We start from the raw sequence: 26,727 nt of genomic DNA on the forward strand, positions 1-26,727 counted from the left end.
CGGTGATCACCCTGCCTACCTTTCGCCGTCACACCCCCGACGAAGATGGAGTCCGGATGAAGCGTCCCCTCCCCATCCACGGCAAGCGAATTGCTTCTCTCACGGCGGCGGGAGCACTGGCCGTCGGCACGCTCACCGCACTCGCGGCCCCGGCGACGGCGGCGATCACGCTGCCCCGCAGGCGGCCGGCTTCGACTACCAGATCGGCGGCGCGTACACCCCACCGGCGGGCGTGCAGATCGTCAGCCGCGACGTGTCCGCGTCCCCGGCGAGCGGCAAGTACAACATCTGCTACCTGAACGCGTTCCAGGCCCAGGAGGGCCAGGACGCCGACTGGCCGAGCGACCTCCTCCTCCGCGATTCGTCGGGCAAGAAGGTGGTCGACCCGGACTGGAACGAGACCCTCCTCGACCTGAGGACGGCCGACAAGCGCACCCGGGTGGCGCAGAAGGTCTCCGGCTGGATCGACACGTGCGCGGCCAAGGGCTACCAGGCCATCGAGCCGGACAACTTCGACAGCTATTCCCGCTCGAAGAACCTCCTGACCACCACGCACGCCCAGGAGTACATCAAGCTCCTGTCGGCCTACGCCCACGGCAAGAACCTGGCCATCGCCCAGAAGAACACCCCGGAGCTGGCCGGGAACCGCGTGGCCAACGGCCTCGACTTCGCGGTGACGGAGGAGTGCGGCGAATACGAGGAGTGCGCCGACTACGCGGGCCCGTTCAACAACCGCGTGGTCGACGTGGAGTACACGGCATCGGGCATGAGCAAGGGCTGCCCGGACTGGAAGAACAAGATCAGCATGGTCCGCCGCGACTTGTACGTGGTACCGCAGGGAATAAGCGGTTACGTCCGCAAGACATGCTGACCTGACCGACCCCTCGGGGCGCAGCCCCAAGAAGCCCAGACCCCCGGCAACCCCGATCCGAAGCCGAAACACGGCAGGCGACTGTTTGTCAAGGCACGCTTTCCCGCCTTGACAAACAGTCGCCTGCCGTAGTCACAATGCCCGCTTCGGGGTTGCGAAAACATCTGGTCCACTAAGGACAGCAGACCGGAGTACTTGACACCCCAGCACCACCTCGCTTTACTGCTCTCCACGCCGGGAACCCCGACGTCAGAGGTACGCCCAGCCGGTATGCCGGTCCCCACCGCGAGCCCGGACTGAGTCGCCAGGACCAAGATCCGAGGCGGGGTCGTGCCCACCATCATCCGGAGCATCGATGATGTCCTCACCCCGCATTCCCCGCCACACCCCCCAGACCCGCTGATGGACCGCCGCGAATTCCTCCGCGGCGCCGGCGCTCTGGCCCTGGGCGCGACCATCGCCGGCTGCAGCCCGGCCAGGTCCGCCGGCGGCCCGGTCACCGTCGAGGTCTGGCACGGCCAGACCGACACCGGCAAGAAGGTCCTGGACGAGCTCGTCGCGGACTTCCACCGGTCCCACCCCGGGATCCGGATCGACCTCGGCGGCGGTGTCCTCGCCGACGCGATGCTCCAGAAGATCACCGCGGCGCTCGCGTCGGGCTCGTTCCCGGACGTCGCCTACGTCTTCGGTTCCGACCTCGCCAGCGTGGCGCGCAGCCCGAGCGTCGTCGACGTCACCGACCTCGTCGACGCGGGTCCCGGCTTCTGGGCGCCGGCCAGGGCAGCGGTCACCGTCAACGGCCGCGTCCGCGCGGTCCCGGCGCTGCTGGACTCGCTGGCCGTGGTGTGCAACAAGGAGCTGTTCGCCACCGCCGGGATCCCGCTGCCCGCCGCGGGCTGGACGTGGGCCGAATTCGTCGAGACGGCGAAGAAGCTCACCGACCCAGGCAACGGCACCTTCGGCACCGCCTGGCCTGCCACCGGCGACGAGGACACCGTGTGGCGGCTGTGGCCGCTGGTCTGGGACCTCGGCGGCGACGTCGTCGGCCCGGACGGCCGCGGCATCGGCTTCGCCGACCAGGGCGTCCGCGCCCTGGAGGTGGTCCGCGACCTCGCCGCGGCGAAGGCGGTCTACCTCGACCCGAAGACCGGCAGCGAGCAGATGTACCAGGCGTTCGAGGCCGGGCACATCGGGATGGTCGCCACCGGCCCGTGGCAGCTGCCCGACATCGCCGACGCCGGGATCGACTACGCGGTCGTGCCGTTGCCGAGCTTCAGCGGCCGGGCCGTCACCATCTCCGGCCCGGACACCTGGACGCTGTTCGACAACGGCGAAGAACGCGTGGCGGCGGCCCGCACCTTCCTGTCCTGGCTGGCGGACCCGGCCCAGGACGTCCGCTGGGACGACGGCGCGGGCAGCCTCCCGCTCAGCCGCCGGACGCAGCAACTGCCCGCGTGGCAGCAGAAGACCGCCGAGACGCCGGGCCTGCCGGTCTTCGTCGACGCGCTGGAGAACGCCCGGGTCCGGCCCGTGCACCCCGCCTACCCCAGGTGTCGGCGGCGCTCGGCACCGCGATCGTCGCCGTCCTGCTGGGCCGGGCGACGCCGGCCGACGCGCTGCGCGACTGCGCCGCGGCCGCGAACGCCGCCCTGATCATTCCGCGATAGGGAGCCGCCATGCCCGGACTGCCGAGGCCCGTCACCGTCCACCGCAGGCAGCGCCGCGAAACCGCGGCCGCCTGGGCCTACATCTCCCCCGCCGTGCTCATCATCCTCGGCCTCGGCGTGGTGCCGGTGGCCTGGTCGCTCGTGCTGTCCTTCCAGGCCGACGACCTCGTCACGCCCAGCCGCTGGGTCGGCGTGGACAACTACGCCGCGCTGGCCCAGGACCCGCACTTCGCCCAGGCAGTCGGGAACACCGTGCTGTACACGGTGTTGTACGTCCCGCTCAGCATCGGGTTCGGGTTCATGCTGGCGCAGGCGCTGAACCGGCGCATCCGCCTGGTCGGCGTCTACCGGACCCTCGTGTTCGTCCCGTTCGTGCTGTCGGCGACGGCTCAGGGCGTGTTGTTCTCCTTCATCCTCGACCCGCAGTTCGGCGCGGCCAACTCGGTGCTGCACCACCTCGGCGTGTCGCCGCAGGGCTTCCTGACCGACCCGGCGCAGGCGCTGCTGGTGCTGGTCGCCATCACGTTGTGGAGCGGCACCGGCTTCTGCGTCGTGGTGTACCTGGCCGCGCTGCAGGACGTGCCGCCGTCGCTGGTCGAGGCCGCGCGGCTGGACGGCGCCGGGACGTGGCGCGTGCTCCGGCACGTGACACTGCCCGCGGTCACCCCGGTGACCGCGTTCCTCGTGCTGTGGCAGCTGATCACCTCGCTGCAGGTGTTCGACCTGGTGTACGTGACGACCAAGGGCGGCCCGCTCGGCTCGACCACGGTCATCGTCTACTTCGTCTGGGAACAGGCGTTCAAGAACTTCACCGCCGGCTACGGCGCGGCGTCGGCCTACGTGCTCGCGCTGGCCCTGCTCGCCGTCGTGGTCGTCCTCCGCGTGCTGCGCCGGCCAGGGAAGGCGCTGCGATGAAGACACAGCCCATCCGCCTCGAAGTCCCCGCGACCCGCGCGGAGCAGCCCGTGCTGCGCCGGCCCCGGCTGCCGTTCAGCCCGTGGCACCTGCTGCTCGTGCCATTGGCGCTGGTGTTCGCGGCCCCGCTGGTCTGGCTGCTGCTCAGTTCGGTGATGAGCAACGCCGAGATCAACCGGTTCCCGCCCGCGCTGTGGCCGTCCCACGTGGACATTTCGGGCTACCGCTATGTCCTCGACAACGCATTGTTCGTGCGCTGGTTCACCAACTCGCTGATCGTCTCGGCGGTCACCGTGGTGTCCAACCTGCTCTTCGGCACGCTGGGCGGGTACGCGTTCGCGCGCATGCGGTTCGGCGGCTCGCGGGCGCTGCTCGCCCTGATGGTCGCGACCATGGCGATCCCCTTCCAGCTCACCATGATCCCGACGTTCCTGGTGATGAAGGAACTCGGCCTGATCGACACCCTCGGCGCGCTCATCGTGCCGTCGCTGGTGACGCCGTTCGCGGTGTTCCTGCTGCGCCAGTTCTTCCTGTCGCTGCCGCGCGAGCTCGAAGAGGCGGCGTGGATCGACGGCTGCTCGCGGTTGCGCGTGCTGTTCACCATCGTCGTCCCGCTGTCACGGCCCGCGCTGAGCACGGTGGCCGTGCTGACGTTCCTCAGCACCTGGAACGACCTGACCTGGCCCCTGATCGCGGTCAACCACGACACGACGTACACGCTGCAGCTGGGGCTCACCACGTTCCAGGGCCAGCACCACACGAACTGGGCCGCGGTGATGGCGGGCAACGTCATCACCGTGCTGCCGGTGCTGCTGGCCTTCCTCGGCGCGCAGAAGACGTTCATCCAGTCGGTCACTTCCAGTGGCCTCAAGGGCTGACCCGCCCCATCCCGGATCGGATTTCCATGACTGCCAAGATCACCTTCGTCGGCGCGGGCAGCGTCGTGTTCACCCAGGGCCTGCTCGCGGACCTGTTCGCCTACCCGGAGCTGGCCGGCGTGCACGTCGCCCTGCACGACATCGACCCGGACCGGCTGGCCACCGCGCTGGCCGCGGCCGAGCGGATCGCCGCCGTGCGCGGCGCCAAGCCCGTGCTGACCGCGCACGCGGACCGCCGGGAAGCGCTGGCGGACGCGGACTTCGTCGTCAACATCGTCCAGATCGGGATGGCGGCGGCGACCCGCACAGACTTCGAAGTCCCGGAACGCTTCGGCCTGCACCAGACCATCGGGGACACCCTCGGCATCGGCGGGATCTTCCGCGCGCTGCGGACGTTCCCGTTCCTGAAGGAACTCGGGGCCGACATCGCCGACGTCTGCCCGGACGCGTGGCTCCTGAACTACACGAACCCGATGGCGATGAACGTCCAGTACCTGAGCGAGGCCACCGGGCTGACCAAGGTCGTCGGGCTCTGCCACTCGGTGTACTGGACGGTGCACGGGCTCGCGGAGCTCGTCGGGGTGCCGTTCGGCGAGGTCACCTACGTGGCGGCCGGCGTCAACCACCAGGCGTGGGTGCTGCGGTTCGAGCACGCGGGCGCCGACCTCTACCCGCGGCTGCGCGAGCTGGCCGAGTCCGACGCGCAGCTGCGGCGGCGCGTCCGGTTCGACATGCTGCGGCGGCTCGGCTACTACCCGACGGAGACCAGCGAGCACTCCGCCGAGTACGTGCCCTGGTACCTGAAGCACGACAGCGAGGTCGAACGCCTGCGGTTGCCGGTCGGCGCCTACCTCGGCATCGTCGCGGAGAACGAGGCCGAGTACGAGCGGACCCGCCGGGCGATCGCGGCCGGGGAGCCGTTGCCCGTCGAAGGCACCGGCGAGTACGCGCCGCAGATCGTCCACAGCCTGGTCACCGGCACCCCGCGGACCGTGTACGGCAACGTCGTCAACCGCGGCCTGATCGAGAACCTGCCCGCCGGCGGCGTGGTGGAGGTGCCGTGCCTGGTCGACGGAACCGGCGTCCGGCCGACCCGGATCGGCGCGCTGCCGCCGCAGCTCGCCGCGCTCAACCGGACGTACCTGAGCGTCGACGACCTGGTCGTGCGCGCGGCCGTCGAGGACGACCCCTGCCACATCCGCCACGCGGCGATGACCGACCCGGCCACGGCGGCCACCCTGCCGGTGCCGAAGATCTTCGAGCTGTGCGACGAGCTGGTCCGCGCCCACGGCGACCGGCTGCAGCCCGCTTTGCGGGCCGTTCTCGGAAGCTGACGCGGTTTGCTGCGCGCCTGCCGGTGCGCAGCGAACCTGTCACATGAGAGCGCTCCCAGAAGGCCACGGCTTAACCGGTTCACCGTCCGGGCGCGCCGAGCAGTTCCCTACGCCGGACAGCCTTCGGCAGTAGGCCGAACCGCGTACCTCGGTCACCGACGCTTTACACCCGGCGTCCCGCTCTTTAACCTTCGCTCTGGAAGCGCTCCCAGTTGCGAGGAGGCGGTGTGCGTTCTTCAACGGCGAAGGCGACAGCCCGGGCGATCGTGGCCTTGCTCGTGCTCGGCCTGACTCTGGTCGTCCCGGGGCCGCCGGCCGGCGCCGCGGGGAAGTTCAACTACGGCGAGGCACTGCAGAAGGCCGTCTGGTTCTACGACGCCCAGCGCTCCGGCGCCCTGCCCGCCGACAACCGCGTCTCGTGGCGCGGCCCGTCCGCCCTCGACGACGGCAAGGACGCCGGCCTCGACCTCACCGGCGGCTTCTACGACGCCGGCGACCACGTCAAGTTCGGGTTGCCGTTCGAGTTCAGCATGACCATGCTCGCCTGGGGCGCGCTGGAGAACCGCACCGCCTACCAGAACTCCGGCCAGTGGCCGTACCTGCTGTCGAACCTGCGCTGGGGTGCCGACTGGCTGATCAAGGCGCATCCGCAGCCCGACGTGCTCTACGGCCAGGTCGGCAAGGGCGACGACGACCACAAGTGGTGGGGTCCCGCCGAGACGATGACCATGGCGCGGCCGGCGTACCGCATCGACGACGCCTGCCCCGGCTCGGACCTCGCCGGCGAGGCCGCCGCGCAGCTGGCCGCCGGCTCGATGGTGTTCCAGACCGGCGACCCGGGCTACGCGGCCACCCTGCTCACCCACGCCAAGCAGCTGTACTCGTTCGCCGACAACCACCGCGGCGTCTACTCCAACTGCATCACCGACGCCCAGAGCTTCTACAAGTCCTGGAGCGGCTACCAGGACGAGCTCGTGTGGGGCGCGATCTGGCTCTACAAGGCCACCGGCGACAGCACGTACCTGGCGAAGGCGCGTGCCGAGTACGAAAAGCTCGGTACCGAGCCGCAGACCACCACCCGGTCCTACCGCTGGACGCTGGCCTGGGACGACAAGTCCTACGGCGCCTACGTCCTGCTCGCCCAGCTCACCCGCGACCCCGAATACGTCGCCGACGCCAACCGCTGGCTGGACTGGTGGACCACCGGCGTCAACGGCCAGCGCGTGCCCTACTCCCCGGGCGGCCAGGCCGTGCTCGACCAGTGGGGCTCGCTGCGCTACGCGGCGAACACCGCGTTCGTGGCGCTCACCTACTCGGACTGGTTGCGCAGCAGCGATCCCACGCGCGCCACGACGTACCACGACTTCGGTGTCCGGCAGATCGACTACGCGCTCGGCGACAACCCGCGTGGCGCGAGCTTCGAGGTCGGCTTCGGCGTCAACCCGCCCCGGAACCCGCACCACCGCACCGCGCACGGCTCGTGGGCGGACAACATCAACGAGCCGGCGCAGAGCAGGCACACCCTCTACGGCGCGCTCGTCGGCGGCCCGAGCTCGGCCAACGACTCCTACACCGACGACCGCACCAACTACACGATGAACGAGGTGGCCCTCGACTACAACGCCGGGTTCACCGGCGCGCTGGCCCGCCTCTACGGCGAGTACGGCGGCACCCCACTGGCTTCCTTCCCACCGAAGGAAACCCCGGACGGCCCGGAGCTCTCGGCGCAGGGCGCGCTCAACCAGCCGGACGGCAGCACGTTCACCGAGGTCAAGGCATACGTGCTCAACAAGTCGGCGTGGCCGGCCCGCACTTTCACCGGCTCGCTGCGTTACTACTTCACCCTCGACGGCGCCACCACGCCCGGCCAGATCTCGGTCACCTCGGCCTACAACCAGTGCGACGCACCCGTGGTGCGCCCGTTCTCCGGCGCGGTCCACTACGTCGAGGTGACGTGCTCGGGCGGCGTCGCGCCGGGCGGACAGTCCCGCTACCGCAAGGAAGTGCAGTTCCGGATCACCAGCGCCGGTACCTGGAACCCGGCCGACGACTGGTCGCACACCGGCCTCGCCCCCAGCGGATCAGCGCCCGCGGACGCGGCGCGGCTGGTGCTCGCCCAGGGCTCGACCGTGCTGTGGGGCACGCCGCCGGGACCGTCCACAGCGGACACCACGCCGCCGTCCGCACCCACGGGCGTCACCGCCACCGCCGGCAGCACGAGTGTCGGTCTGGTGTGGACGGCCGCCACCGACGACGTCGGCGTCGCCGGTTACGACGTGCTCAACGCGGCCGGGGCGGCGATAGGCAGCACGACCGCAACCGGCTACCAGGTCACCGGCCTCACCCCGGGCACGGCGTACACGTTCTCGGTCCGGGCCCGCGACGCGGCGGGCAACCAGTCCGCGGCCAGTAGCCCGGTCTCGGTCACCACCACGACCGGCGGCGACCCGGGCACCGGTTCGCTCGCGGTGCAGCAGCGGTCCGGCAGTGCAGCGACGGACAACCAGATCCGCACCAGCCTGCAGATCGTCAACCGGAGCAGCACGGCGGTCGCGTTGAGCGGTGTCACGGCCCGCTACTGGTTCACCGGCGACGCCACCAGCCCGGGCTACCAGATCTGGTGCGACTACGCGGTGGCCGGCTGCGGCAACGTCAGCTTGCGGGTGGTGAAGCTCGGCGCGCCCCGGCCGGGCGCGGACGCGTACGTGGAGCTCGCCTTCACCGGCGGCAGCCTGGCCGCCGGCGCGAACACGGGCGAGGTCCAGATCCGGGTGGCCAAGGCGGACTGGTCGGGGTTCAACCAGGCCGACGACTACAGCTACCGGGCGGCGGGGTCGTTCAGCGACCTGGCGACTGTTACGGCGTACCGGTCGGGTGCGCTCGCCTGGGGCACCGAGCCGTGAGCTTCGCGGCTCAGGACGTGAGCCGCGAACACCGCCGAGCCGGACTTGGTACGGGCGCGGGTGCCGGAAACTCCCGGTGTCCGGCACCCGATCGCCCGTCTTCGCAGCACCGGGATTGCGGCCACCGGCGAGCATACCGGCCCCTCCTCCGGCGCGGAACCTGTAACTTTCAGCGGAAAAACCGCTTCCCCCGCCGCCTGTGTTAGCGTTCACATTCCACCGTCACCGTCGATGGGGGTTCCGTTGCCGCAAGCACGCCGAATCACGCTGAGTCCTCTGTGGACAGTATGCGCCCTGATCGCCGCCTTCTTCACCCTCGCGGCGCCGTCGAACGCCACCGCCGCTCCGGCGCCCATCACCAAACCGCCGATGGGCTGGAACTCCTGGAACTCCTTCGCCGGGGCGATCGACCACACCGTCATCGAACAACAGGCGGACGCGATCGTGTCCTCCGGCATGAAGGACGCCGGCTACGAGTACGTCAACATCGACGACGGCTGGTGGACCGGGAGCCGGGACGCAGGCGGGAACATCACCGTCGACACCGCGAAGTGGCCCGGCGGGATGGCCGCCATCACCGCCTACATCCACAGCAAGGGCCTGAAAGCCGGCATCTACACCGACGCCGGCCGCAACGGCTGCGGCTACTACTACCCCACCGGGCACCCCGCCTACCCCGGCACTGGCGCGGAAGGCCACTACGACCAGGACTTCCTCCAGTTCTCGCGGTGGGGCTTCGACTACGTGAAGGTCGACTGGTGCGGCGGCCAGGCCGAAGGGCTGAACGCGCGCACGGCCTACACCCAGATCAGCGACTCCATCTCGCGCGCCACCGCCCAGACCGGCCGGCCGATGACGTTCTCCGTCTGCGAATGGGGCAGCAGCCAGCCGTGGAACTGGGCGCCGGGCATCTCGAACCTGTGGCGGACCAGCGGCGACATCATCTACTGGGGCGAGAAGCCGTCGATGTCGCGGATGCTGGCCAACTTCGACGCCGCGCAGCACGCCGCCGCGCAGAGTCCCGGCCACTACAACGATCCCGACATGCTCATCGCCGGCCTGTCCGGGTTCTCCGACGCGCAGAACCGCACCCACCTGAGCCTGTGGGCCATCTCGGGTGCCCCGCTGATCGCCGGGAACAAGCCCAGCGACATGAGCGCGGCCACCCGCGCCACCCTGACCAACCGCGAGATGATCGCCATCGACCAGGACTCGCTCGGGCGGCAGGGCACGAAGGTCGCCGAGGACGCCACCGGCCTGCAGGTCTACCAGAAGGTGCTGTCCGGCACCGGCCGCCGGGCCGTCGTCCTGCTCAACCGCACCGGCTCGGCCGCCACCATCACCGCCCGGTGGTCCGCCCTCGGCCTGTCGGGTCCGGCGGCCGTCCGGGACGTCTGGGCCGGCGCCGACCGCGGGACGTTCGCCTCGAGCTACGCCACTTCGGTCCCGGCCGGGGAAGCGGTCCTGCTCACCGTCACCGGCACCGACGGCACGCCCCCGGCGGGCGGCGGCCCGATCACCGGCAAGCAGTCCGGCCGCTGCCTCGACGTGCCGAACGCGACCACCGCCAACGGCACCCAGCTGCAGCTGCTGGACTGCCAGGGCGGCCCGGGCCAGACCTGGACCCGCACCGCGAGCCGCCAGCTCACCGTCTACGGCACCAAGTGCCTCGACGCCTCCGGCCAGGGCACGGCCAACGGGACACCGGTGGTGATCTGGGACTGCAACGGCCAGGCCAACCAGCAGTGGACGGTGAACGCGAACGGCACGATCACCGGCGTCCAGTCCAACCTCTGCCTGGACGCGAGCGGCCAGGGCACCGCGAACGGGACCAAGGTGCTCCTCTGGGCGTGCAACGGCCAGCCGAACCAGCAGTGGACCGCCCCCACGGCGTGAACCGCAGCCGGGCGCTACACCGGCAGGCCCTGCCCGTCGCGGACGGCGTCGGCGACCGACCTCAGCGTGCCGATCGGGTCCTCGCCCAGCACGTGCAGGCCGACGTGGTCCGCGCCGGCCGCCAGCTCCGCGCGGATGCCCGCCGCGATGGCCGGCTCGTCGCCGTGCAGGACGAGGGCGTCGAGCAGCCGGTCGGCGAACGGGTCGGTCAGCTCGTCGTCGGTGTACCCGATCCGGCGGAGGTTGGCGGCGTAGCTGGAGATGCCGAGGATCGGCCGCAGCCCGGCGCGGCCGGTCTCCCGGGCGCGCTCGACGTCGGTGTCCCGCACGACGCCGTGGCCGGGGATCACCAGCTTGCCCGGGCCGAGGGCTTCCCGGGCGCGGCGGGTGTGCTCGGGCGTCACCTGGAGCGTGAGCGTGCCGGCCGCCCGTTCGGCCGCCAGCCGGAGCATCCGGGGACCGAGGGCGGCCAGCAGCACGCGGTCGGCGGGGACGCCGGCCGCCACCAGGAAGTCCAGGTAGCTCTCGACCTTCGCCACCGGGGAGGTGTAGCCGGCGTCGATTTCGCGGTGGCCGGCCCCGATGCCGACGAGGAGCCGGCCGTCGTGCTTCGCCGTGATCCGGTGGTAGGCGTCGGCGACCGTGCCCGCGTCGGCCTGCCACACGTTGAGCACGCTGGTGCCCACCACGATCCGGCTGGTGGCGTCGAGCAGCCGCTCCGCCGCGAGGAGGTCGGCGGCCGGGGACGCGGCCAGCCAGATCGCGCCGTACCCGGCTTGTTCCAGCGCGACGGCGTCGGCCGCGGTCGCCTCGGCGGTGGTCAGGTAGGCGCCGACGGGGCCCAGTTCGATGGTCATGATCACCACTCCAGCAGCGGACGGCGGCGCCTGCCACCACCAACCGCCACGTGCTGCGATAAGCTCGGCTTATCATGGAATTGCGGACCCTGCGATATTTCGTCACGGTCGCCGACGAGCTGCACTTCGGCCGGGCCGCCGAGCGGCTGCACATCGCGCAGCCCGCGGTCAGCCAGCAGATCGCCCGGCTGGAGCGGGAACTCGGGGTCCGGCTCCTCGACCGGTCGCCCCGGCGCGTCCGGCTCACCGCCGCCGGGCAGCGGGTGCTCGAGGCCGCGCGCAGCACGCTGGCCGCGGCCAGTCAGGTGGAGCTCGCGGCGAAGCAGGTCGTGACGACCGTGCGCATCGGCACCGCGGCCGGCCTGACCGCCCGCCTGGAACGCGGGATCGACGCCCTCCGCGAGCGGGCGCCGGAGTTCGACGTGGTCCTGGTCGACCTGCCCGTCGAAGCCCGGCTCAACGCGCTCCGGCAGGGTGACCTCGACCTGGCGCTGACCAGGGGCGTGCGTTCGGTGCCCGGGTTGGAGGTGCTGCCGGCCTGGACCGAACGGCTGTACGCGGTGGTGTCCCGCCACCACCCGGCCGCGGCTCGCCCCGCCGCCGGCCTGACCGAGCTGGCGGACGACGCGCTGCGCCTGCCCGCCCGCGAGCACGACCCGGCGCTCTACGACGCCGTGGCCGTGGCCCTGCACGAAACCGGTCTGTGCGCGAAGCCGGGCCGGCCGACCGGCACGCTGCAGGACACGATCGTCGAAGTCGGCTCGGATCCCCGGACCTGGACGGTCCTGCCCGCCGACCAGGCCGCCGAGATCCGCTCGACCCGGGTGCGCGCGATCCCCCTCGAACCGCCGATCACCATCGCGGGCAGTGTCGTGGTGGCCCAGCACCAGGCCGGCAGCGGCGCCGAGTGCGCGGCAGCCGCCTTCCGCGACGACCCGGTCTGATCACCCGAAGCGACGCAGGCCCCGGTAGAAGACCCGATGCGCTTCCGCGGCCGCCGCCCACGTGTACCGCCGGGCCAGCGCCCGCCCCGGCGCCGGATCCACCCCGCCCAGCGCCACCCGCAGCTCCCGGGCGAACCCAGGCGGGTCCACGGCGAACCGCGCCACCCCGCCGAAGACCTCCCGCAGCACCGGCAGGTCCCGGGTCACCACCGGCACCCCGGCGGCGAGCGCCTCCATCGCCGCCAGCCCGAAACCCTCCTTCGTGGACGGGAAAGCGAACGCCGCGGCGGACGCCACCAGTGAAGGCAGCGAGTCGTGCGGGACCGGGCCGAGCACCACCGGCGAGACGCCCAGCTCCGCGGCGCGCTTCTCCCAGCGCGTGCGGTAGTCGCGGTAGTCGAAGAGGGTCTCGCCGCCGGCGATGAGCAGGCGGAGGTCCGGGTCGGCCAGCAGGGCGTACGCCTCCAGCAGGTCCAGCGAGCCCTTCCGCGGCTCGATCCCGCCGACCGCCAGCACGTACCGCCCCCGCTCCGGCGTGCGCGGGGCGGTCGCGAAGCGGTCGTAGTCGACGCCGTTGGGGATCACCGTCGCCTCGATGCCCCAGCCGGCGCGGACCTCCGCGGCGACCGAGGCGGACACGCAGAGGTGGGCGTACGGCCGGACGATCGCGCGTTCGTGGCAGGCCGCCAGTTCCGGCGTGGTGAAGGTGTCGAGGTGGTGGATCGTCCGGACGCACCGGTCGACGGCGTTCGCGCTGATGCAGTCCTGCGCGTGCACGACGTCGTAGGCGTCCGGGGTGAACGCCGCGCGCAGCACCGCGATCGACCGCAGGATCCGCTCGCCCACCGACTCGCCCGGGACATCGGGGAACGGGACGACCGCCAGCCGCACCCGCGGGTCGACCGGCCGGAAGAACCCCGCGTCGCCGCCGCGGCCGAGGGTCCACACGGTGACCTCTTCGCCGAGTTCGGCCAGCGCCTCGGCCAGCGCGAGCGTGTGCACGACGCCGCCGCGGGGCTTGGTCGAGTAGCTCAGCAGGGCGATCCGCATCAGGCCTCCCGGTACACCGACGGTTTCCGCTCCCCCAGGTGGTGCAGCACGCGGCGGGCGTTGGCGATCTCCTGGCCGATGTCGAGCTCGGCCACCGCGATCCCGGCCTTCGACCAGGTGCGGGCCAGGATTTCGCCGCCGGGCCCGACGACCTTGGCCTGGCCCAGGAACCGCATCCCGCCCATCGCGCCGGTCTGGTTGGACGAGACCAGCACGACCTGGTTCTCCGCCGCCCGCGCCTGGTCGTAGAGGTCGAACAGGCGGGACTGGCGGTCCTGGGCCATCCGCGGCGCGCGGTTGGTGATGCTGGTCGGCCACGCGCTCAGGCAGGCCACGACGTCCGCGCCGTCGAGGGCGAGGGACCGGGCCGACTCGGGGAAGGTCTTGTCGTAGTCGATCAGCATGCCCAGCCGCCCGACCGGGGTGTCGAACGCGGCGAACCGGTCACCCGGCTGGTAGGCGACGCTCTCCCCCGGCGGCTGGTGGACCTTGCGGTGCCGCCCGAGCACGCCGTCCCCGGTCACGCAGACCGCCGCGTTGTACCGCCGCGGCCCGTCGGCCTCGCAGTAGCCGACGCAGACGACCATCTCCGCGGCGAGCGAGGCGATGGTCTTCAGCTCCGCGCAGTCCGGGTCGAGGGCAGGCGGGAGCGCGTCCGGGTCCGGGTGGCGCAGGTCGGCGAGGTAGCCGCCGAGGGCCGCGTCCGGCAGCACCAGCAGCGCGGCGCCTGCCGAGCGGGCGTGGTCGATCAGCGTCGTGATGCGCTGGAGGTCGAAGTCGAGGTCGCGGCCGAAGTGCGCGGCCACGGCGGCGATCCGGGTCTGCCCCATTCACGGGACACTAACCGGGTAGGCGTCGGGCCGTCTGTCCGCCAGGTGTCCCATCGACCGCCGCGCGGTTTCCAGCGCCGCCCGGACGTCGAGTTCGGCGACGGCCATGCCCTCGGCGACACCGGTGTCGGCGACGACCTCGCCGCCCGGGTCGACGACCTTGGCGCTCGCGACGAACCGCAGGTCGCCGAAGGTGCCGGACTGGTTGGCCGAGAGCCAGACGATCTGGTTCTCCAGCGCACGGGCCCGGTCGAACAGGTCGAACCGGCGTTTCCAGCGGTCTTCGGCGAGGTCGGCGGCCGGGTTGGTCCGGCTGCCGGGCCAGGCCGACATGCAGACGACGATCTCGGCACCGTCGAGGGCCAGTGCCCGCGCGGACTCGGGGAACGCCTTGTCGTAGCAGATGAGCATGCCCAGCCGCCCGACCGGCGTGTCGAACGCGGCGAACTCGCCGCCCGCGCCGTAGCTGGCGTTCTCGGCCAGCGGCTGGTGGACCTTGCGGTGGTGCCCGAGGACGCCGTCGCCGCTGACGCAGACCGCGGAGTTGTACCGGCGGCCGTCGTCGAGTTCGCAGTACCCGGCGGTCACCACCAGGTCCCCGGCGAGCGCGGCCAGCCGGCGCAGCTCCGGGCCGTCGGCGGCCAGCGCCGGCGGGCCCTCGGCCCCGCCGTCGAGGTTGGCCAGGTAGCCGCCGAGGGCCGCCTCGGGCAGGGCCAGCAGCCGGACGCCCTCGGCCTTCGCCTCGCCGATCAGCTTCTCGATGCGGGCGAAGTCGGCCTCGAGGTCGCGGTCGAACGGCGCGGCGACCGCGGCCATTCTCAGTGTCGTCATGAGTTCCCCAATCCGGTGACGCCGCCGTCGATGGCGGTCGTCCGTTCGCCGTCGGGCCAGCGCAGCGTGACGCGGGTGCCCGCCACCAGCTCGCCGCACGCCGCGGTGACCGCAGGCCCGGCCGGTGCCGGTGCGCCCGCGGTGAGCATCGCGAAGCCCGGGAAGCAGGTCAGCCAGTCCCCTGTGGACGCTGCCCGCGGTCGCGGCACCTTGGCGACGTCCAGCACCGCGCCGCAGCCGGACGCCTCGGCGAGCATGCCGAGCGTGCCCACGATGCCGGCCATCGAGACGTCCTTGGCCGCGGCCGGTCGCGCCTTCGCGACCGAGCCGAGCAGTTCGCGCAGCTCCGGCGTGCGGCGGAAGCTCGTCGAGTCCCATTGCCGCCCGGTGTAGCCGGGCCGCCAGCCGCCGCCGAGGTCGGCGGTGAGCCAGACGCGCTGCCCCGGCTTCCCGCCCCCGCCGGGCACCGGGTCGGTGGTCCGGCCCAGTGCGGTGACCGAGAGCGACGCCGGGACGCCGAACTGCGTGTGCCCGCCGAGCACCGGCACGCCGTACGCCTCGCTCGCCTTCCGGAGTCCACTGAGGACACGGGCGGCGAAGGACGCGTCGCGGGCGCCGAGCGCGTCGAGCAGCCCGGTCGGGGTGGCGCCCATCGCGGCCAGATCGTTGAGGTTGACCAGCACCGAGCACCAGCCCGCCCACTCCGGGTCGCGCTCGACCATGGCCGGGATGATCGCGTCGCAGGCCGCGACGACGTCGGTGCCCGGCAGCGGGACACCGTCGTCGCCGACGAAGCCGGGCACGCCGGTCAGCCCGCGCAGCAGCGGGCCGAGCGCGGCCTTCGTCGCGCGGGCGAGCGCGGCGATCCGGCCGATCGGCCACCGCATCAGCACGTGGTCGTGGCCGGCCACGGTCACCGGCCGCACCCGCTGCCAGCCGAGACGGGCGAACAGCTTTTCGGTGCGGGTCTGGACGGTCGCCTCGAACCGCAGCGCCCCATCGGCCTCGGCCCGCGCGCAGGCCGCGCGGACCAGCGCCGAGCCGATGCCGGCCGGCGAGCCGGGGGCGACGACCAGGCGGCCGCCCCGCCACCAGCCGAGGTCGGGACCGTCGGTGGCCGGGCCGAGCCGGACCCCGCCGAGCACCACTCCCGCGGTGTCACTGGCGAGCAGCACGATCGTTCGCGAATCGATGTCGTGGTCGTCGAGGTCGTGCCCGGTGAAGAGCCCTTGCCGCGCCACGAACGCTTCGTGGCGCAACGCGCGGTAGGCAGCCAGCCCGTCGTGATCGGCTTCGGAGATCCGGACCGCCGGGCGGGCGGCGACGCTGCGGACGTCGCCGAGCAGCGCGAGGATGTCGTGGTCCACGTCAGCCGCCCACCGCGCTGAGCAGCCCGCAGGCACCGCACGCGGCACAGCCCGCGCCCTGGTCGGCGCCGGTCATCCCGGCGGCCCGCAGCAGGGCGGCGACCCGGCTGGTGACCTCGGCGACCAGCGACGGCGAAGGCGCGGTGGCGCCGTCGCGGCGGGCCAGCGTGCCGAGCATCGGCCGCATCGGGACGACGAACGGGTAGACGCCCATGCCGATCAGCCGCCCGGCCCCCTCGACCAGCTCGTCCGGGTCCTCGCCGAGCCCGATCAGCAGGTAGGTCGAGACGCGGTTGGGGCCGAACACCCGGACCGCCTCGGCCCACGCGGCTTCGTACTCGGCCAGCGGGACGGTGGACTTGCCCGGCATCCAGCGCCGCCGCACGTCGTCGTCGAGCGACTCGACGTGGATGCCGATCGACGTCGCCCCGGCGTCCCGCAGGTCCTGCAGCACGCCGAGGTCGCCCGGCGGCTCGATCTGCACCTGGATCGGCAGGCCCGGCACGGCGTCGAGCACCGCGCGGACGCACCGGAGGAGGTGCCGGGCGCCGCGGTCGGGCCCGGCCGTGGTGCCGGTCGTCATCACCATCTGCCGGACGCCGTCGAGCCGCACGGCCGCTTCGGCGACTTCCGCCAGCTGCTGCGGGGTCTTCGCGGCCACGGTGGACCCCGCCCGCAGCGACTCCTCGATGGTGCAGAACCGGCAGCGCTGGTCCTCGGCGTACCGGATGCAGGTCTGCACGACGGTGGTCGCGAGGACGTCCTTGCCGTGCAGCAGCGCGATCTTCCGGTACGGGATCCCGTCCGAAGTGGACAGGTCGTAGAACCGCGGCCGCGCCACCGGGGTCACGCTCAACCCGAGGTCGACGGCGCCCCGGTGGATCCGGCCGTCGCGGACCTCGTAGGGGCTCTCGGGGTTCAGCGGCAGCGTCGCGTTGGCACCGTCGACGACCAGGTGGCCGTCGTCGCTCGGCCCGGCGCCCTTGCTGCGTTGTACGGGTGCGTCCACTCGCACCCCGCGGACGGCGATGTCGGCGCGGGTGTCCAGGTCTTCTTCGATGCCAACGCGCACGAACCGCTCCTAGAACATGTAGGTGGAGTTGATGATCGCGCCCTTGCGCGCGTAGTGGATCAGCGCGTCCTGGACGTCGAGGGGGTGCGTCGGGATGACGCCCTCGATGAGGTCCTCCTCGCGGGCACCGTGCAGCGACAGGCCGAAGCGGCAGCAGTAGGCCTTGCCGCCTTCGGAGATGAACGTCTTGAGCTGGTCGTTGATGTTCAGCTCGCCGGGGAACGCGGCGTTGCCGGTGGTCGGGAAGCCGCGGGTGGCCAGGCAGTTCAGCGAACCCGGGCCGTAGAAGTAGATCGCGGCCTCGAAGCCCTTCCGCAGGGCGCGGGTCGCCTGCAGGATCGCCACGAAGCTCACCGACGACTCGTGTGCGATGCCGTGCACGAGGGTGAAGTAGCTCTGGCCGGGTTCGGCCTGGTAGTCCGGGAAGACCTTCGTCCCGCCGTAGAGGCTGGACCCCTGCGGCAGCGACGGGTGCGGGATCTCGTCGAGGCTGGTCTTCTCGGTCTCGGTCAGCTCTGCCATCGGTCTATTTCCCTTTCGTCGATCCGTACAGCACGTCGAACGTGCCGCGGAAAACCAGGTCGGCGAGCTCGCCGTCGCCGGCCGCGGCGGCCAGCTTCGCGAGTTCGCCCTCGTGATCGCCCCACGGCTGGTCGGAGGCGAACAGCACGCGGTCGTGGCCGATGCCGCGCCGCGAGATTTCGTCGACCAGCCACCGCGGGGTGAAACCGATCGCCCAGGACAGGTCGGTGTAGACCTGCTTGCCGGCGGCGATCCAGTCGAAGAAGCGGCCGCCGACGAGCTTGATGTGCCCGCTCATCCCGCCGCCGAAGTGGACGAGGTGCAGCTTGACGTCGCCAGCGTAGGTGTCGACGAGCTTGCCGACCTCGTCGATGTCCGACGCCGCGCCGGGCGAGGTGTGGACGTGCACGACGAGGTCGTGCTCCTTCGCGGTGGCGAAGATCCGGTCCAGCTGCGGCTTGCAGGCGGGATCGGATGCCCTGCCGCCCAGCAGGAAGCTGAGTTTCAGGGCCCGCACGCCTCGTTCGCCGGCCAGTGCCAGTGCTTCGCCGGTCCGGCCGGCGTCCTCGGCGCGGGGGGACACCCAGAGCGCGGCGCTGATCCGTTCGTCCTTGCCCGCCGCCTCGACGCAGAGCTCGTTGAAGGAGAACGCGATCGCCGGGTCCGGGACGCCGTAGTTCGGGATCACCAGCGCGCGTTCGGTCCCTTCCCGGTCCATGTCGGACAGCAGCTCGCCGATCGTCGCGCGGCTGCCGATCGCCGGGGCGACCGGCGGCCCGCCGTAGAACGGGTACGCGGGCAGCACGCCGAGGTGCCGGTGGGCGTCGTGGGTCCAGCGCATCACGCCACCGTCCGGGGCGCGACCCAGTCGTCGTCGGCCGGGTAGGTGCTCACCGGCGTGCCGGAGATCCACCGGACGTCGGCACCCCGCCCCTCACCGGTGATCCGCCGGGTCAGGTACGCCGCGTCCGCGGCGACACCGCAGAACCGCCCCGAACCCCAGGTGTGCTGCCACGGCAGCCCGAGGAAGTACAGCCCGGGGCAGCTGGTGACGCCGCGGTGGTGGGTCGGGTAGCCCTTGCCGTCGAACACCGGGACGTCGATCCAGCGGTGGTCGCGGCCGAAGCCCGTGCTCCAGACGACGGCCGAAAGCGCTTCCGCGTCGAGGGTCCGGGGTTCGTCCGCCGGTTCCCACACCGGCCGGTAGCGAGCTTCCGGCGGCGCCGCGATCCCGCGTTGCGCGATGAAGGCGTCGATGGAGTCCTTGATGCCCTCGGACACCGCGTCGGCCGCGTCGAGATTGCGCCGCAGGTCGCCGGCGAACGTCATCCGTCCTCTTCGGACATCGGTGAGCCTGCCGTAGAGCTGCATGCCCTCCACGGCGAACGCGCGCAGGTCGATGTCGTGCCCGCCGTCGCGGCCGGTCACGTAGTGGTTGGCCCGGAACCGCACGGCGTCCGCGTCGGCGAACTCCTCGATCCCTCTGGCGTAGTACCCCATTTCGTCGAGCCACGCGACGACGTCCCGCCCGCGGTAGCGCCGCGCGACCCGCGGCGCCGACCCGACGGCCAGGTGCACCCGGCGCCCGGCCAGGTGCAGGTCCTCGGCGATCTGGCAGCCGGACTGCCCGGTGCCGACGACCAGCACCTCGCCGTCCGGCAGCTGGGCGGGGTTGCGGTACTCGGCCGAGTGCAGCTGGACGACGTGCTCGGGCAGCCGTTCGGCGAGCCGCGGCTTCAGCGGCACCTGGTACGGGCCGGTGGCCAGCACGACGTGGTCGGCGGTGAGCTCACCGGCCGACGTCGTGAGCCGGAACCCGCCCTCGGGCAGCGGCCGCAGCCGCGTCGCTTCGACGCCCTCGTACAGCGGGACGTCGAACTCCTTCACGTACGCCTCGAGGTAGGCGACGATCTCGTCCCGGACCATGAACCCGTCCGGATCGTCGCCCGGGTAGGGGAACCCGGGCAGCCGGCATTGCCAGTTCGGCGTGACCAGGCAGAAACTGTCCCAGCGGCGGGTCCGCCATTCGTGCCCCGCGCGCTCGCGTTCGAGCACCACGTGCCCGACTCCGGCGGTGGTGAGGCAGTGGGACATCGAGAGTCCCGCCTGGCCGCCGCCGACCACGATCACCGGCCGGTGCAGGCCGTCGAGCTGGAAGGTCATGCCGATCAGTGCACCGGCGAACCATTTCCGGACGGTTTCCCCCGGAACACCGGCGTGTTACCAGGCCGCCCCCGTGTGACGACTTTTCCGGCCGCCGCTTAACACCGGCCCGGCGGCCGGATCACCCGTCGACCAGCTGCCACTGCTGGTTGGTGCCGGTGGTGACGGGCCAGCCGAGCACGCGGGCGCCGTCGGTACCCGAGCCGCCCTCGACGTCCGCGCACAGGCCGGTGCGGACGTTGACGAGCCGGTAGTAGCCGTCGCTGGTGCCGGTGAGCTGCCACCACTGGTTGTCCCCGCCGGTGTCCTGCGCCTGGTCCAGCTGGGTGCCTTGACCGGCGCCAGCGGGGCTCTCCAGCAGCCGGCCGCTGTTGCGGTTGACCAACCGGACCGAGCCGTCCGGGTTGGCCCGGACCTGCCACTGCTGGTTGGCGCCGCCGGACCAGGTCCACTGGACGACCTTGACGCCGTCGGCCGTTCCGCCGCCGGTGACGTCGAGGACCTTCCCGCTGCGCCGGTTGACCAGCCGCACGTACCCGGCGTCCAGTGCGACGGTGAGATCGACGCGCTGGTCCGCCACCAGGGAGACGACTCGGGCGTGCGAACCCAGCGGCGACGGGCTCACGGGCGCCGTCGTGGTCAGCGAAGTCAGGCCCCGGCGGCTGATCAGCGTGACGGCCTGGTCGATCGCCGAGGTGACGGAGAGCGTGACCGTGCGCGCGGGCAGGTCCCAGCCGAGGCGGTGGACCCGGATCCGGCCGCGCGCCCGGACGCCGGTGATCGACCCCTTGGCCAGCTGCCCGGGCAGGGCGGGCAGGATTTCCAGCACCCCCGGCCGGGAGTACAGCACCGCCTCGGCCAGCACGGCGGGGATCGTGTGGGCCGCGTCGGCGTTGTAGGTCTGCAGGTTGGGGTTGTGCGACGTCATCAGCGACCGGAAGACCATGGTGTTGCCGAGGATCTTGCGGAGGTTGGCGTAGACCTTCCCGCCGTCCTTCAGCCGGGCTGCGGCCAGCGCGCGGTGGAGGTTCCCGTGTGCGGACAGGTTTTCGTCGCCGCGCAGTTCCAGGGCCCGCAGCGCGGGCGCGATCAGCTCCGGCCGGGTCTCCGGGTTGAGCTCGTGCAGCGGCCAGGCGCCGTACAGGTGGTGGACGTGCCGGTGGTCGTAGTTGTCGGCGAGGCTCGGCCAGGACCACTCCGCCAGTGCGTTGTCCCCGTTGATCCGGTACGCGGGCAGTTTGCCGAGCAGAGCGGTCCAGCGCTGGACGCCCTGGCCGCTGCCCTGCTCCACGCCGAGCCCGTCGGCCGCGGTGATGGCGGCCTGCAGGGCGTGCTTGCCGGCCATGATGTCGCCGGTGGCGTTGACCGACAGGAGGACGTGGGTGTTGCCCGGCGCGTTCTCCATCGAGAAGGACGGGACGAAGACGACCTTGCCGCCCGTGTCGGTCCGGGTCAGGAAGTCCTCGTAGAACAACGCCAGCTCCATCAGCGCCGGACCCAGCTTGTCCCGCAGGAACGCCTGGTCGCCGGTCACTTCCCAGTACTCGAGGAGCGGGTGCAGCAGCCAGTCGGCCCCGCCGGTCCAGGTCTGGCCGGGGAAGCCGGCGTCGAAGTGGAGCATGTGCCCGTACTCGCCGTCGGTCCGGGACGGGGCGAGGAAGCCCCGGGCGCCGTAGAGGTTCCGCGCGTTGGTGCGCCACTGGGCGAGCTGCCCGAGGATGAGGGCGAAGTACCCCTGCATGGCTTCGGGGGTGTCCAGGATGTTTCCCCCGGCGACCTGGAGGTTGACGTTGGCGTCGGTGGTGAAGTCGTCGGCCCAGGCACCGGTCCAGGTCCCGGTCCAGATCCCGGTCAGCCGCGGTGGCAGGACTCCGCTGGAGCTGATGAACAGGTACCGCCCCGAGTCGTAGAGGCGCTCCAGCAGGGCGAGGTCGATGACGCCCTGGTTGCCGTTCTGCCGGGCGATCAGCTGACCGACCGGTAGGGCCCGGTCGGCGGCGGAGACGTTCAGGTCCAGCCGGGAGCGGTCGTACCAGGCGGTGTGGACCGCGGTGTGCCGGGCCAGCAGGGCGGCGTAGTCGGTGTCGGTGGCGGCCAGCGCCGCGTGCAGCGGCTGGGCGTCCCACGCGTTCGGCGTCTCGTACCGGTCGAGCTTGGTGAGCAGCAGTAACCGCGTCGCGCCGGAGACGACGATGGTGCTCCCGGCCGCCGAGACGCTACCGCCGGCCGGGAAGACGCGGGCGACGCCTTCGTAGCCGAACGCGCCCTGCCCGCTGGGGTACGTGCCGCGCAGGTTCAGGTAGCCGGATCCGCCGGCGACGGTGGCGCGGGTCGTGAAGCCCACGTTCCCGGGCGTGCCCTCCAACGCGGTGTACACGCTCAAGGTCGCGTCGATCGTCCGGCCGGGGGCCGGCGTCAGCTCGTGCACGACCACGCGGTCGGCGCGCGAGACGAACGCTCGCCGGGTCCAGGTGCCGGAGCCATCGGTCCAGCCGGTGGCGACCTCGCCGGTGCGGAAGTCGGTCGTGCGGAGGTAACCGTCGGCGGTGGTCATGGCCGGCGTCGCGATCCGGAGTTCGTAGGCCGGGTGGTAGGTCTGGGTCCACCGCAGCGACCAGCCGGCCGCGAAGTCGCGGTTCGCCCCGGCGTAGTCACCGGCGAGCGCCTTGTCCCGGACCCCCGGCAGGCGGCTCGCGAGCACCGGCGGGGTGACCGTCCGGGTGCCGTTGGGCAGGACGAAGCGGTGGTGGTTGAAGATCACCTTTTCCAGGGTGGGCGCACCGTGGAAAGTGGCACCGTATTCACCGTTGCCGCTCAGGAAACCGTCCGTCCAGGACGTGGCGGGGGCGGTGTCGTTGACACCCCGCTCGGGGAGGGCGAGCGACGGCCCCGCGGCGCGGGAAAGCAGTCCACCGGGCAGCGCCGCGGCCCCGGCGGCCAGCGCGGCGACGGTGAGAAAACCCCGGCGGTCGAACGGCAGGTCCGGCACGTGGACTCCTTTGGCGCGGGGCAGTTTCGCCGCAATTTTCGCGCTTTCTAGGAGCCATTGTCGATGTAATTACCATTCGATTGTTTCGAACTCACTCTTCGCGAAACAGTTCGCTTTCGAGAATGTCCTCGAGCCGGGCGACGGCCCGGACCCAGCGGGCGCGCAGCGCGGCGAGCACCGCGACCGCCCCGAGCACGATCGCGCCGATCAGGGTGTCCGCGACGCCGATGACGACCGCGGTGGCGACGAGCACCGTCGCGGTCCGCCACCGCAGCGGCGGACGGGCGTACCGCGCGTGGTGGACGGGCTTGCCGAAAATGGTTCGCGACGCAGTGCTGTCATCCATACCCCGGTCGAGGGGGCTCACCCCGTCGCCCTGACGCTTCAGCCGGGCGATCACACCTCAGTGTCACGACGATCACCCGAACGAACCAAGCCGCCACGCAACGCCCCACGTCCGGGTGGTCCGAGCGAGATCTCGTCGTGTCCGGGAGCTCGGCCCGGCGCGTCACCCGAACCGGTGAGTTCGGGCCCGGCCCGTCATTCCGGCCCCGCCGTGCCCTCTCCCCCGGTGCCGATCCGATCGGTCCGGCACACCCCCCGACCGGCCCGATCGCCGGCAGGGTGAGCTCGGCGGCAGAACGCCCCCCGTCTGCCGCCGAGCCCGCACCCACCCCGGCGCGGGCTCAGGTCGCGTCGGTGTCGATCGGTGCCCGCTCCCCCGGGCGCAGTCCGGTCGGGCGCGGGAGCGGTTCGTCGTCGAGCAGGTGGCGGCGCAACGCGGCCCGCGGATCGAACTCACGCAGCGCCTGCAGGTCCTGCAGCGGCTTGCGCAACTGCCCGAGCTCCGGGCCCAGCTCGGCCTCCAGCTGCTGCTGGGCACCCGCGGCGAACCCCCGGAGCCGTCGCATCGCGCGGGTCACCTGGCTCACCGCACCGGGCAGCCGTTCGGGCCCGAGAACGAACAGGGCCGCCACGAGGAGGATCGCCAGGTGCTCCAGGCTGAGACCGAACACCGCGCGGACGCTACCCGCCGCTCGCTGTGCGGACCCTGAGGACGGCGGCCGACCTGTGGATCGGCTTAAGAAACCCCGGCCGACCTCGTCACCCGCCGGGTCCGGACAGCAGCATCGACACATGGTGGTGCTCTCCGAACGGGCCGCCGTCCGGCGGCTGCACGACCGGCTCGGCTTCGGGCCGCGGCCCGGTGACCTCGACCGCGGGTTCGCCGAGACCCGCGATCGGCTCCTGGGCGGCGGCCCGGATCCCGGCGCCGCCGCGACGCCGCCGCCCGACTTCGGGCCGCCACCGGACGATCACGGCACGGACCCGGCCGCGAAGCAGCAGGCACGCCAGGCGGTCCAGGCCCAGGCCACGCAGGCCGTCGGCTGGTGGCTCGACCGGATGGTGGCCACCGATCTCGCGTCCGTGGAACGGCTGACCTGGTTCTGGCACGGCCACTTCGCCACCGGCGAGCAGAAGGTGCGCAGCCCGCGGCTGATGCTCGCGCAGAACCGGACGCAGCGCGAACACGCGCTCGGCAGCTTCACCGACCTGGCCCGCGCGATGGTCGTCGACCCGGCGATGCTGCTGTGGCTCGACGGGAACAGCAACAAGGCGGGCAAGCCGAACGAAAACCTCTCCCGCGAGTTCATGGAACTGTTCACCCTCGCATCGGGCACTACACCGAAGACGACGTCCGCGAGGCCGCCCGCGCGCTCACCGGCTGGACCGCCAAGCGTGACGCCACCGGCGCGCAGCTGGTCGCCAAGCGGCACGACGACGGGGTGAAACGGATACTGGGCGCCAGCGGCGACTTCACCGCGGAGTCCTTTGTGGACCTCGTGCTGGGCCGGCCGGATTCGGCCCCGTTCGTGGTCGGGCGGATCTGGGCCCGGCTGGTGTCCGCGACCCCGCCGCCGCCGGACACGCTCGGCCGGCTCGTGGCCGCCTACGGCAGCCGGCGTGACATCACCGCCCTGCTGCGCGCGATCACCGGCGAAGCGGCGTTCCACGACAGCGGGACGTCACTGGTCAAGCAACCGGTCGAATGGCTGGCCGGGCTGCTGCGCGCACTCGGCGTCCGGCCGGGCAGGCTCGACGAGAAGACCCGCGGGCAGCTGCTCGCCGCGTTGCGCGGGATGGGCCAGGTGCCGTTCCAGCCGCCGAGCGTCGGGGGCTGGGCCGCGGGCGGGGCGTGGCTGACGACGTCGGCGGGGTCGCCCGGCTGCACGCCGCCCAGCTGGTGGCCGCGCACGCGGATCTCGGCGTGGTGGCGAAGGCGCGGGACAAGGTCGCCGCGGTCGGCGACCTGCTCGGCGTCGACGCCTGGCCGGACCGCACGCGTACCGCGCTGGCCGGCGTGGCAGGCAACGTCCGTCAACTGTCCGCAGTGGCCGCTTGTGCCCCGAGTACGTAGTGAGCGGGTGACTTTTCGTGCAGCAGGTGAACCGTCGCAGGTTCCTCACCGCGACCGGCGTCACGGCCGCCGCGGCCCTGGCCGCCGGCGCCACGCAGGTCGACTGGGGCCGGCTGATGTCGGCCGCGCAGGAGAACCCCTCGATCCCGGCGCGGGGGTGCTGGTGGTCGTCACCCTCTACGGCGGCAACGACGGCCTCAACACCGTCGTCCCGGCGGCCGATCCCGCCTACCGGGCCGCTCGCCCGGAACTCGCCTACCGGCCGGAAGAGGTCCTGGACCTCGGCGAAGGGCTGGGGCTGAACCCCGGGATGAAGGGCTTCAAGAGCCTCTGGGACGACGGCAGGCTCGCCGTGCTGCGCGGCGTCGGCTACCCCAAGCCCGACCACAGCCACTTCCGGTCGATGGCGATCTGGCAGACGGCTTCGCCCGGGACGCCGGTCCCGACCGGCTGGCTCGGCCGGTGGCTCGACGCCACGGGTGACGACCCGCTGCGCGCGGTCTCGGTCGACCCGGTGCTGCCGCCGCTGCTCGCCGGGGAGCGCACCGCCGCCGCGTCCCTGCCGGTCGGCGGGCTGAAGCTGCCGGAGGGCGCGCTCGGCAAAGCGTTCGCCGCCCTCGGCGCGGCACAGCCCGGCGAAGGGTTCTGGCAGGCCCGCGCCGCGCGCTCGGTGACCGACCTGCACCGGGCCGTGCAGACGCTCGGGCAGCCCGCGAAGGACGGGAAGAAGGCCAAGGGCGAGCTGGCCGCCCAGCTCGACGTGGTCGCCGGGCTGATCGAGGCGGGCGTGCCGACGCGGGCGTACTCGGTGTCGCTGGGCGGGTTCGACACCCACGCCGACGAGCGCGGCACCCAGCAGCGGCTGCTGACCGAACTGGACGGCGCGCTGACGCCGTTCGTGCGGCGGCTGGGGAAGACCGACCGCGGCAAGCAGGCGACGGTGCTGGTCTACTCGGAGTTCGGCAGGCGCGTGACGGCGAACGCCAGCCAGGGCACCGACCACGGCACGGCGGGCCCGGTCTTCGTCCTCGGCGCGCGGGTCAAGGGCGGCTTCCACGGCGCCGAACCCAGCCTGACCGACCTCGACGACGGCGACCTGAAGCTCAGCACGGACTTCCGCGACGTCTACGCGTCGCTCGTCGAGAACGTCCTCGGCACGGACGCGGGCCGGGTGCTGCCCGGGCACCGCGGCCGACTGGACGGGCTGTTCGCCTGAGCG

The 26,727-nt window shown here is 72.3% G+C and carries 21 protein-coding genes and 2 pseudogenes; 11 read left to right on the forward strand and 12 right to left on the reverse strand.

The window, feature by feature from the left end; all coding sequences use genetic code 11:
* The first annotated feature begins 232 nt into the window (after positions 1-232).
* The 7 genes from HUT10_RS06620 (at position 233) to HUT10_RS06650 (ending at position 10,464) form a co-directional block, all read left to right on the forward strand.
* Complete coding sequence (locus tag HUT10_RS06620) at positions 233-871, forward strand: endo alpha-1,4 polygalactosaminidase (protein WP_254896719.1); 639 nt, start codon at positions 233-235, stop codon at positions 869-871.
* Positions 872-1,273: 402 nt separating this feature from the next.
* Complete coding sequence (locus tag HUT10_RS06625) at positions 1,274-2,524, forward strand: extracellular solute-binding protein (RefSeq protein ID WP_254896720.1); 1,251 nt, start codon at positions 1,274-1,276, stop codon at positions 2,522-2,524.
* A 23-nt stretch (positions 2,525-2,547) separates the two neighbouring features.
* Positions 2,548-3,453 carry a carbohydrate ABC transporter permease gene (locus HUT10_RS06630; RefSeq protein ID WP_176170353.1) on the forward strand — a complete coding sequence of 302 codons (906 nt, stop codon included), beginning with the start codon at positions 2,548-2,550 and terminating at the stop codon, positions 3,451-3,453.
* Positions 3,450-4,331, forward strand: a complete 882-nt coding sequence (locus HUT10_RS06635; protein WP_176170354.1) for a carbohydrate ABC transporter permease — start codon at positions 3,450-3,452, stop codon at positions 4,329-4,331. The genes HUT10_RS06630 and HUT10_RS06635 overlap by 4 nt, the downstream gene beginning before the upstream one ends.
* A 26-nt stretch (positions 4,332-4,357) precedes the next feature.
* Positions 4,358-5,665: an alpha-glucosidase/alpha-galactosidase gene (locus HUT10_RS06640; protein ID WP_176170355.1), complete on the forward strand. Its 1,308-nt coding sequence runs from the start codon at positions 4,358-4,360 to the stop codon at positions 5,663-5,665.
* Positions 5,666-5,892: 227 nt separating this feature from the next.
* The gene (locus tag HUT10_RS06645; protein WP_176170356.1) at positions 5,893-8,568 is read left to right on the forward strand and encodes a glycoside hydrolase family 9 protein; all 2,676 of its coding nucleotides are present in this window, start codon (positions 5,893-5,895) and stop codon (positions 8,566-8,568) included.
* 231 nt (positions 8,569-8,799) lie between these two features.
* Positions 8,800-10,464, forward strand: a complete 1,665-nt coding sequence (locus HUT10_RS06650; protein WP_176170357.1) for an RICIN domain-containing protein — start codon at positions 8,800-8,802, stop codon at positions 10,462-10,464.
* Between the two features lie 14 nt (positions 10,465-10,478).
* Here the strand turns inward: HUT10_RS06650 and HUT10_RS06655 are convergent, their stop codons facing one another.
* Positions 10,479-11,321 (reverse strand): TIGR03620 family F420-dependent LLM class oxidoreductase, encoded by an 843-nt coding sequence (locus HUT10_RS06655; RefSeq protein ID WP_176170358.1) that lies wholly within the window; start codon positions 11,319-11,321, stop codon positions 10,479-10,481.
* 74 nt (positions 11,322-11,395) lie between these two features.
* Between HUT10_RS06655 and HUT10_RS06660 the strand changes: the two genes are divergently transcribed.
* Positions 11,396-12,265 (forward strand): LysR family transcriptional regulator, encoded by an 870-nt coding sequence (locus tag HUT10_RS06660; RefSeq protein WP_176170359.1) that lies wholly within the window; start codon positions 11,396-11,398, stop codon positions 12,263-12,265.
* On the opposite strand, the gene HUT10_RS06665 is transcribed toward HUT10_RS06660, so the two are convergent.
* The 11 genes from HUT10_RS06665 to HUT10_RS06715 all read right to left on the reverse strand — a co-directional run bounded on the left by HUT10_RS06665 (position 12,266) and on the right by HUT10_RS06715 (position 24,105).
* On the reverse strand, positions 12,266-13,315 hold the full coding sequence (locus tag HUT10_RS06665; RefSeq protein ID WP_176170360.1) for an MSMEG_0565 family glycosyltransferase: 1,050 nt from the start codon (positions 13,313-13,315) through the stop codon (positions 12,266-12,268). It abuts the gene before it with no gap.
* The gene (locus HUT10_RS06670; protein ID WP_176170361.1) at positions 13,315-14,145 is read right to left on the reverse strand and encodes a carbon-nitrogen hydrolase family protein; all 831 of its coding nucleotides are present in this window, start codon (positions 14,143-14,145) and stop codon (positions 13,315-13,317) included. Before HUT10_RS06670 ends, HUT10_RS06665 begins: the two co-directional genes overlap by 1 nt.
* Positions 14,146-14,976 carry a carbon-nitrogen hydrolase family protein gene (locus tag HUT10_RS06675; RefSeq protein ID WP_176170362.1) on the reverse strand — a complete coding sequence of 277 codons (831 nt, stop codon included), beginning with the start codon at positions 14,974-14,976 and terminating at the stop codon, positions 14,146-14,148. It abuts the gene before it with no gap.
* Complete coding sequence (locus HUT10_RS06680; protein WP_176170363.1) at positions 14,973-16,343, reverse strand: MSMEG_0567/sll0787 family protein; 1,371 nt, start codon at positions 16,341-16,343, stop codon at positions 14,973-14,975. The genes HUT10_RS06675 and HUT10_RS06680 overlap by 4 nt, the downstream gene beginning before the upstream one ends.
* Position 16,344: 1 nt before the next feature.
* Positions 16,345-17,415: an MSMEG_0568 family radical SAM protein gene (locus HUT10_RS06685; protein ID WP_176170364.1), complete on the reverse strand. Its 1,071-nt coding sequence runs from the start codon at positions 17,413-17,415 to the stop codon at positions 16,345-16,347.
* A 9-nt stretch (positions 17,416-17,424) separates the two neighbouring features.
* A complete protein-coding gene (locus tag HUT10_RS06690; RefSeq protein WP_086864132.1) occupies positions 17,425-17,937 on the reverse strand; it encodes an MSMEG_0572/Sll0783 family nitrogen starvation response protein in 513 nt (170 codons plus the stop codon).
* Between the two features lie 4 nt (positions 17,938-17,941).
* Positions 17,942-18,778 carry an amidohydrolase family protein gene (locus HUT10_RS06695; protein WP_176170365.1) on the reverse strand — a complete coding sequence of 279 codons (837 nt, stop codon included), beginning with the start codon at positions 18,776-18,778 and terminating at the stop codon, positions 17,942-17,944.
* Positions 18,778-20,100: an MSMEG_0569 family flavin-dependent oxidoreductase gene (locus HUT10_RS06700; protein WP_176170366.1), complete on the reverse strand. Its 1,323-nt coding sequence runs from the start codon at positions 20,098-20,100 to the stop codon at positions 18,778-18,780. Before HUT10_RS06700 ends, HUT10_RS06695 begins: the two co-directional genes overlap by 1 nt.
* 121 nt (positions 20,101-20,221) lie before the next feature.
* Positions 20,222-23,089 carry a glycoside hydrolase N-terminal domain-containing protein gene (locus tag HUT10_RS06705; RefSeq protein WP_176170367.1) on the reverse strand — a complete coding sequence of 956 codons (2,868 nt, stop codon included), beginning with the start codon at positions 23,087-23,089 and terminating at the stop codon, positions 20,222-20,224.
* A 91-nt stretch (positions 23,090-23,180) separates the two neighbouring features.
* Positions 23,181-23,489 carry a hypothetical protein gene (locus tag HUT10_RS06710; RefSeq protein ID WP_176170368.1) on the reverse strand — a complete coding sequence of 103 codons (309 nt, stop codon included), beginning with the start codon at positions 23,487-23,489 and terminating at the stop codon, positions 23,181-23,183.
* A gap of 286 nt (positions 23,490-23,775) precedes the next feature.
* Positions 23,776-24,105, reverse strand: a complete 330-nt coding sequence (locus HUT10_RS06715) for a Sec-independent protein translocase TatB (RefSeq protein WP_217709549.1) — start codon at positions 24,103-24,105, stop codon at positions 23,776-23,778.
* 121 nt (positions 24,106-24,226) lie between these two features.
* On the opposite strand from HUT10_RS06715, the pseudogene HUT10_RS06720 reads away from it, so the two are divergent.
* The 3 genes and pseudogenes from HUT10_RS06720 to HUT10_RS06725 form a co-directional block, all read left to right on the forward strand.
* Positions 24,227-25,245 (forward strand): annotated as a pseudogene (locus HUT10_RS06720) (DUF1800 family protein); the annotation flags it as partial.
* 41 nt (positions 25,246-25,286) lie between these two features.
* Complete coding sequence (locus HUT10_RS52070; protein WP_368660747.1) at positions 25,287-25,508, forward strand: hypothetical protein; 222 nt, start codon at positions 25,287-25,289, stop codon at positions 25,506-25,508.
* 17 nt (positions 25,509-25,525) lie between these two features.
* Positions 25,526-26,724 (forward strand): annotated as a pseudogene (locus tag HUT10_RS06725) (DUF1501 domain-containing protein).
* Positions 26,725-26,727: the final 3 nt, after the last annotated feature.

This window comes from Amycolatopsis sp. Hca4, assembly GCF_013364075.1.
In the GTDB taxonomy this organism is placed as follows: domain Bacteria; phylum Actinomycetota; class Actinomycetes; order Mycobacteriales; family Pseudonocardiaceae; genus Amycolatopsis.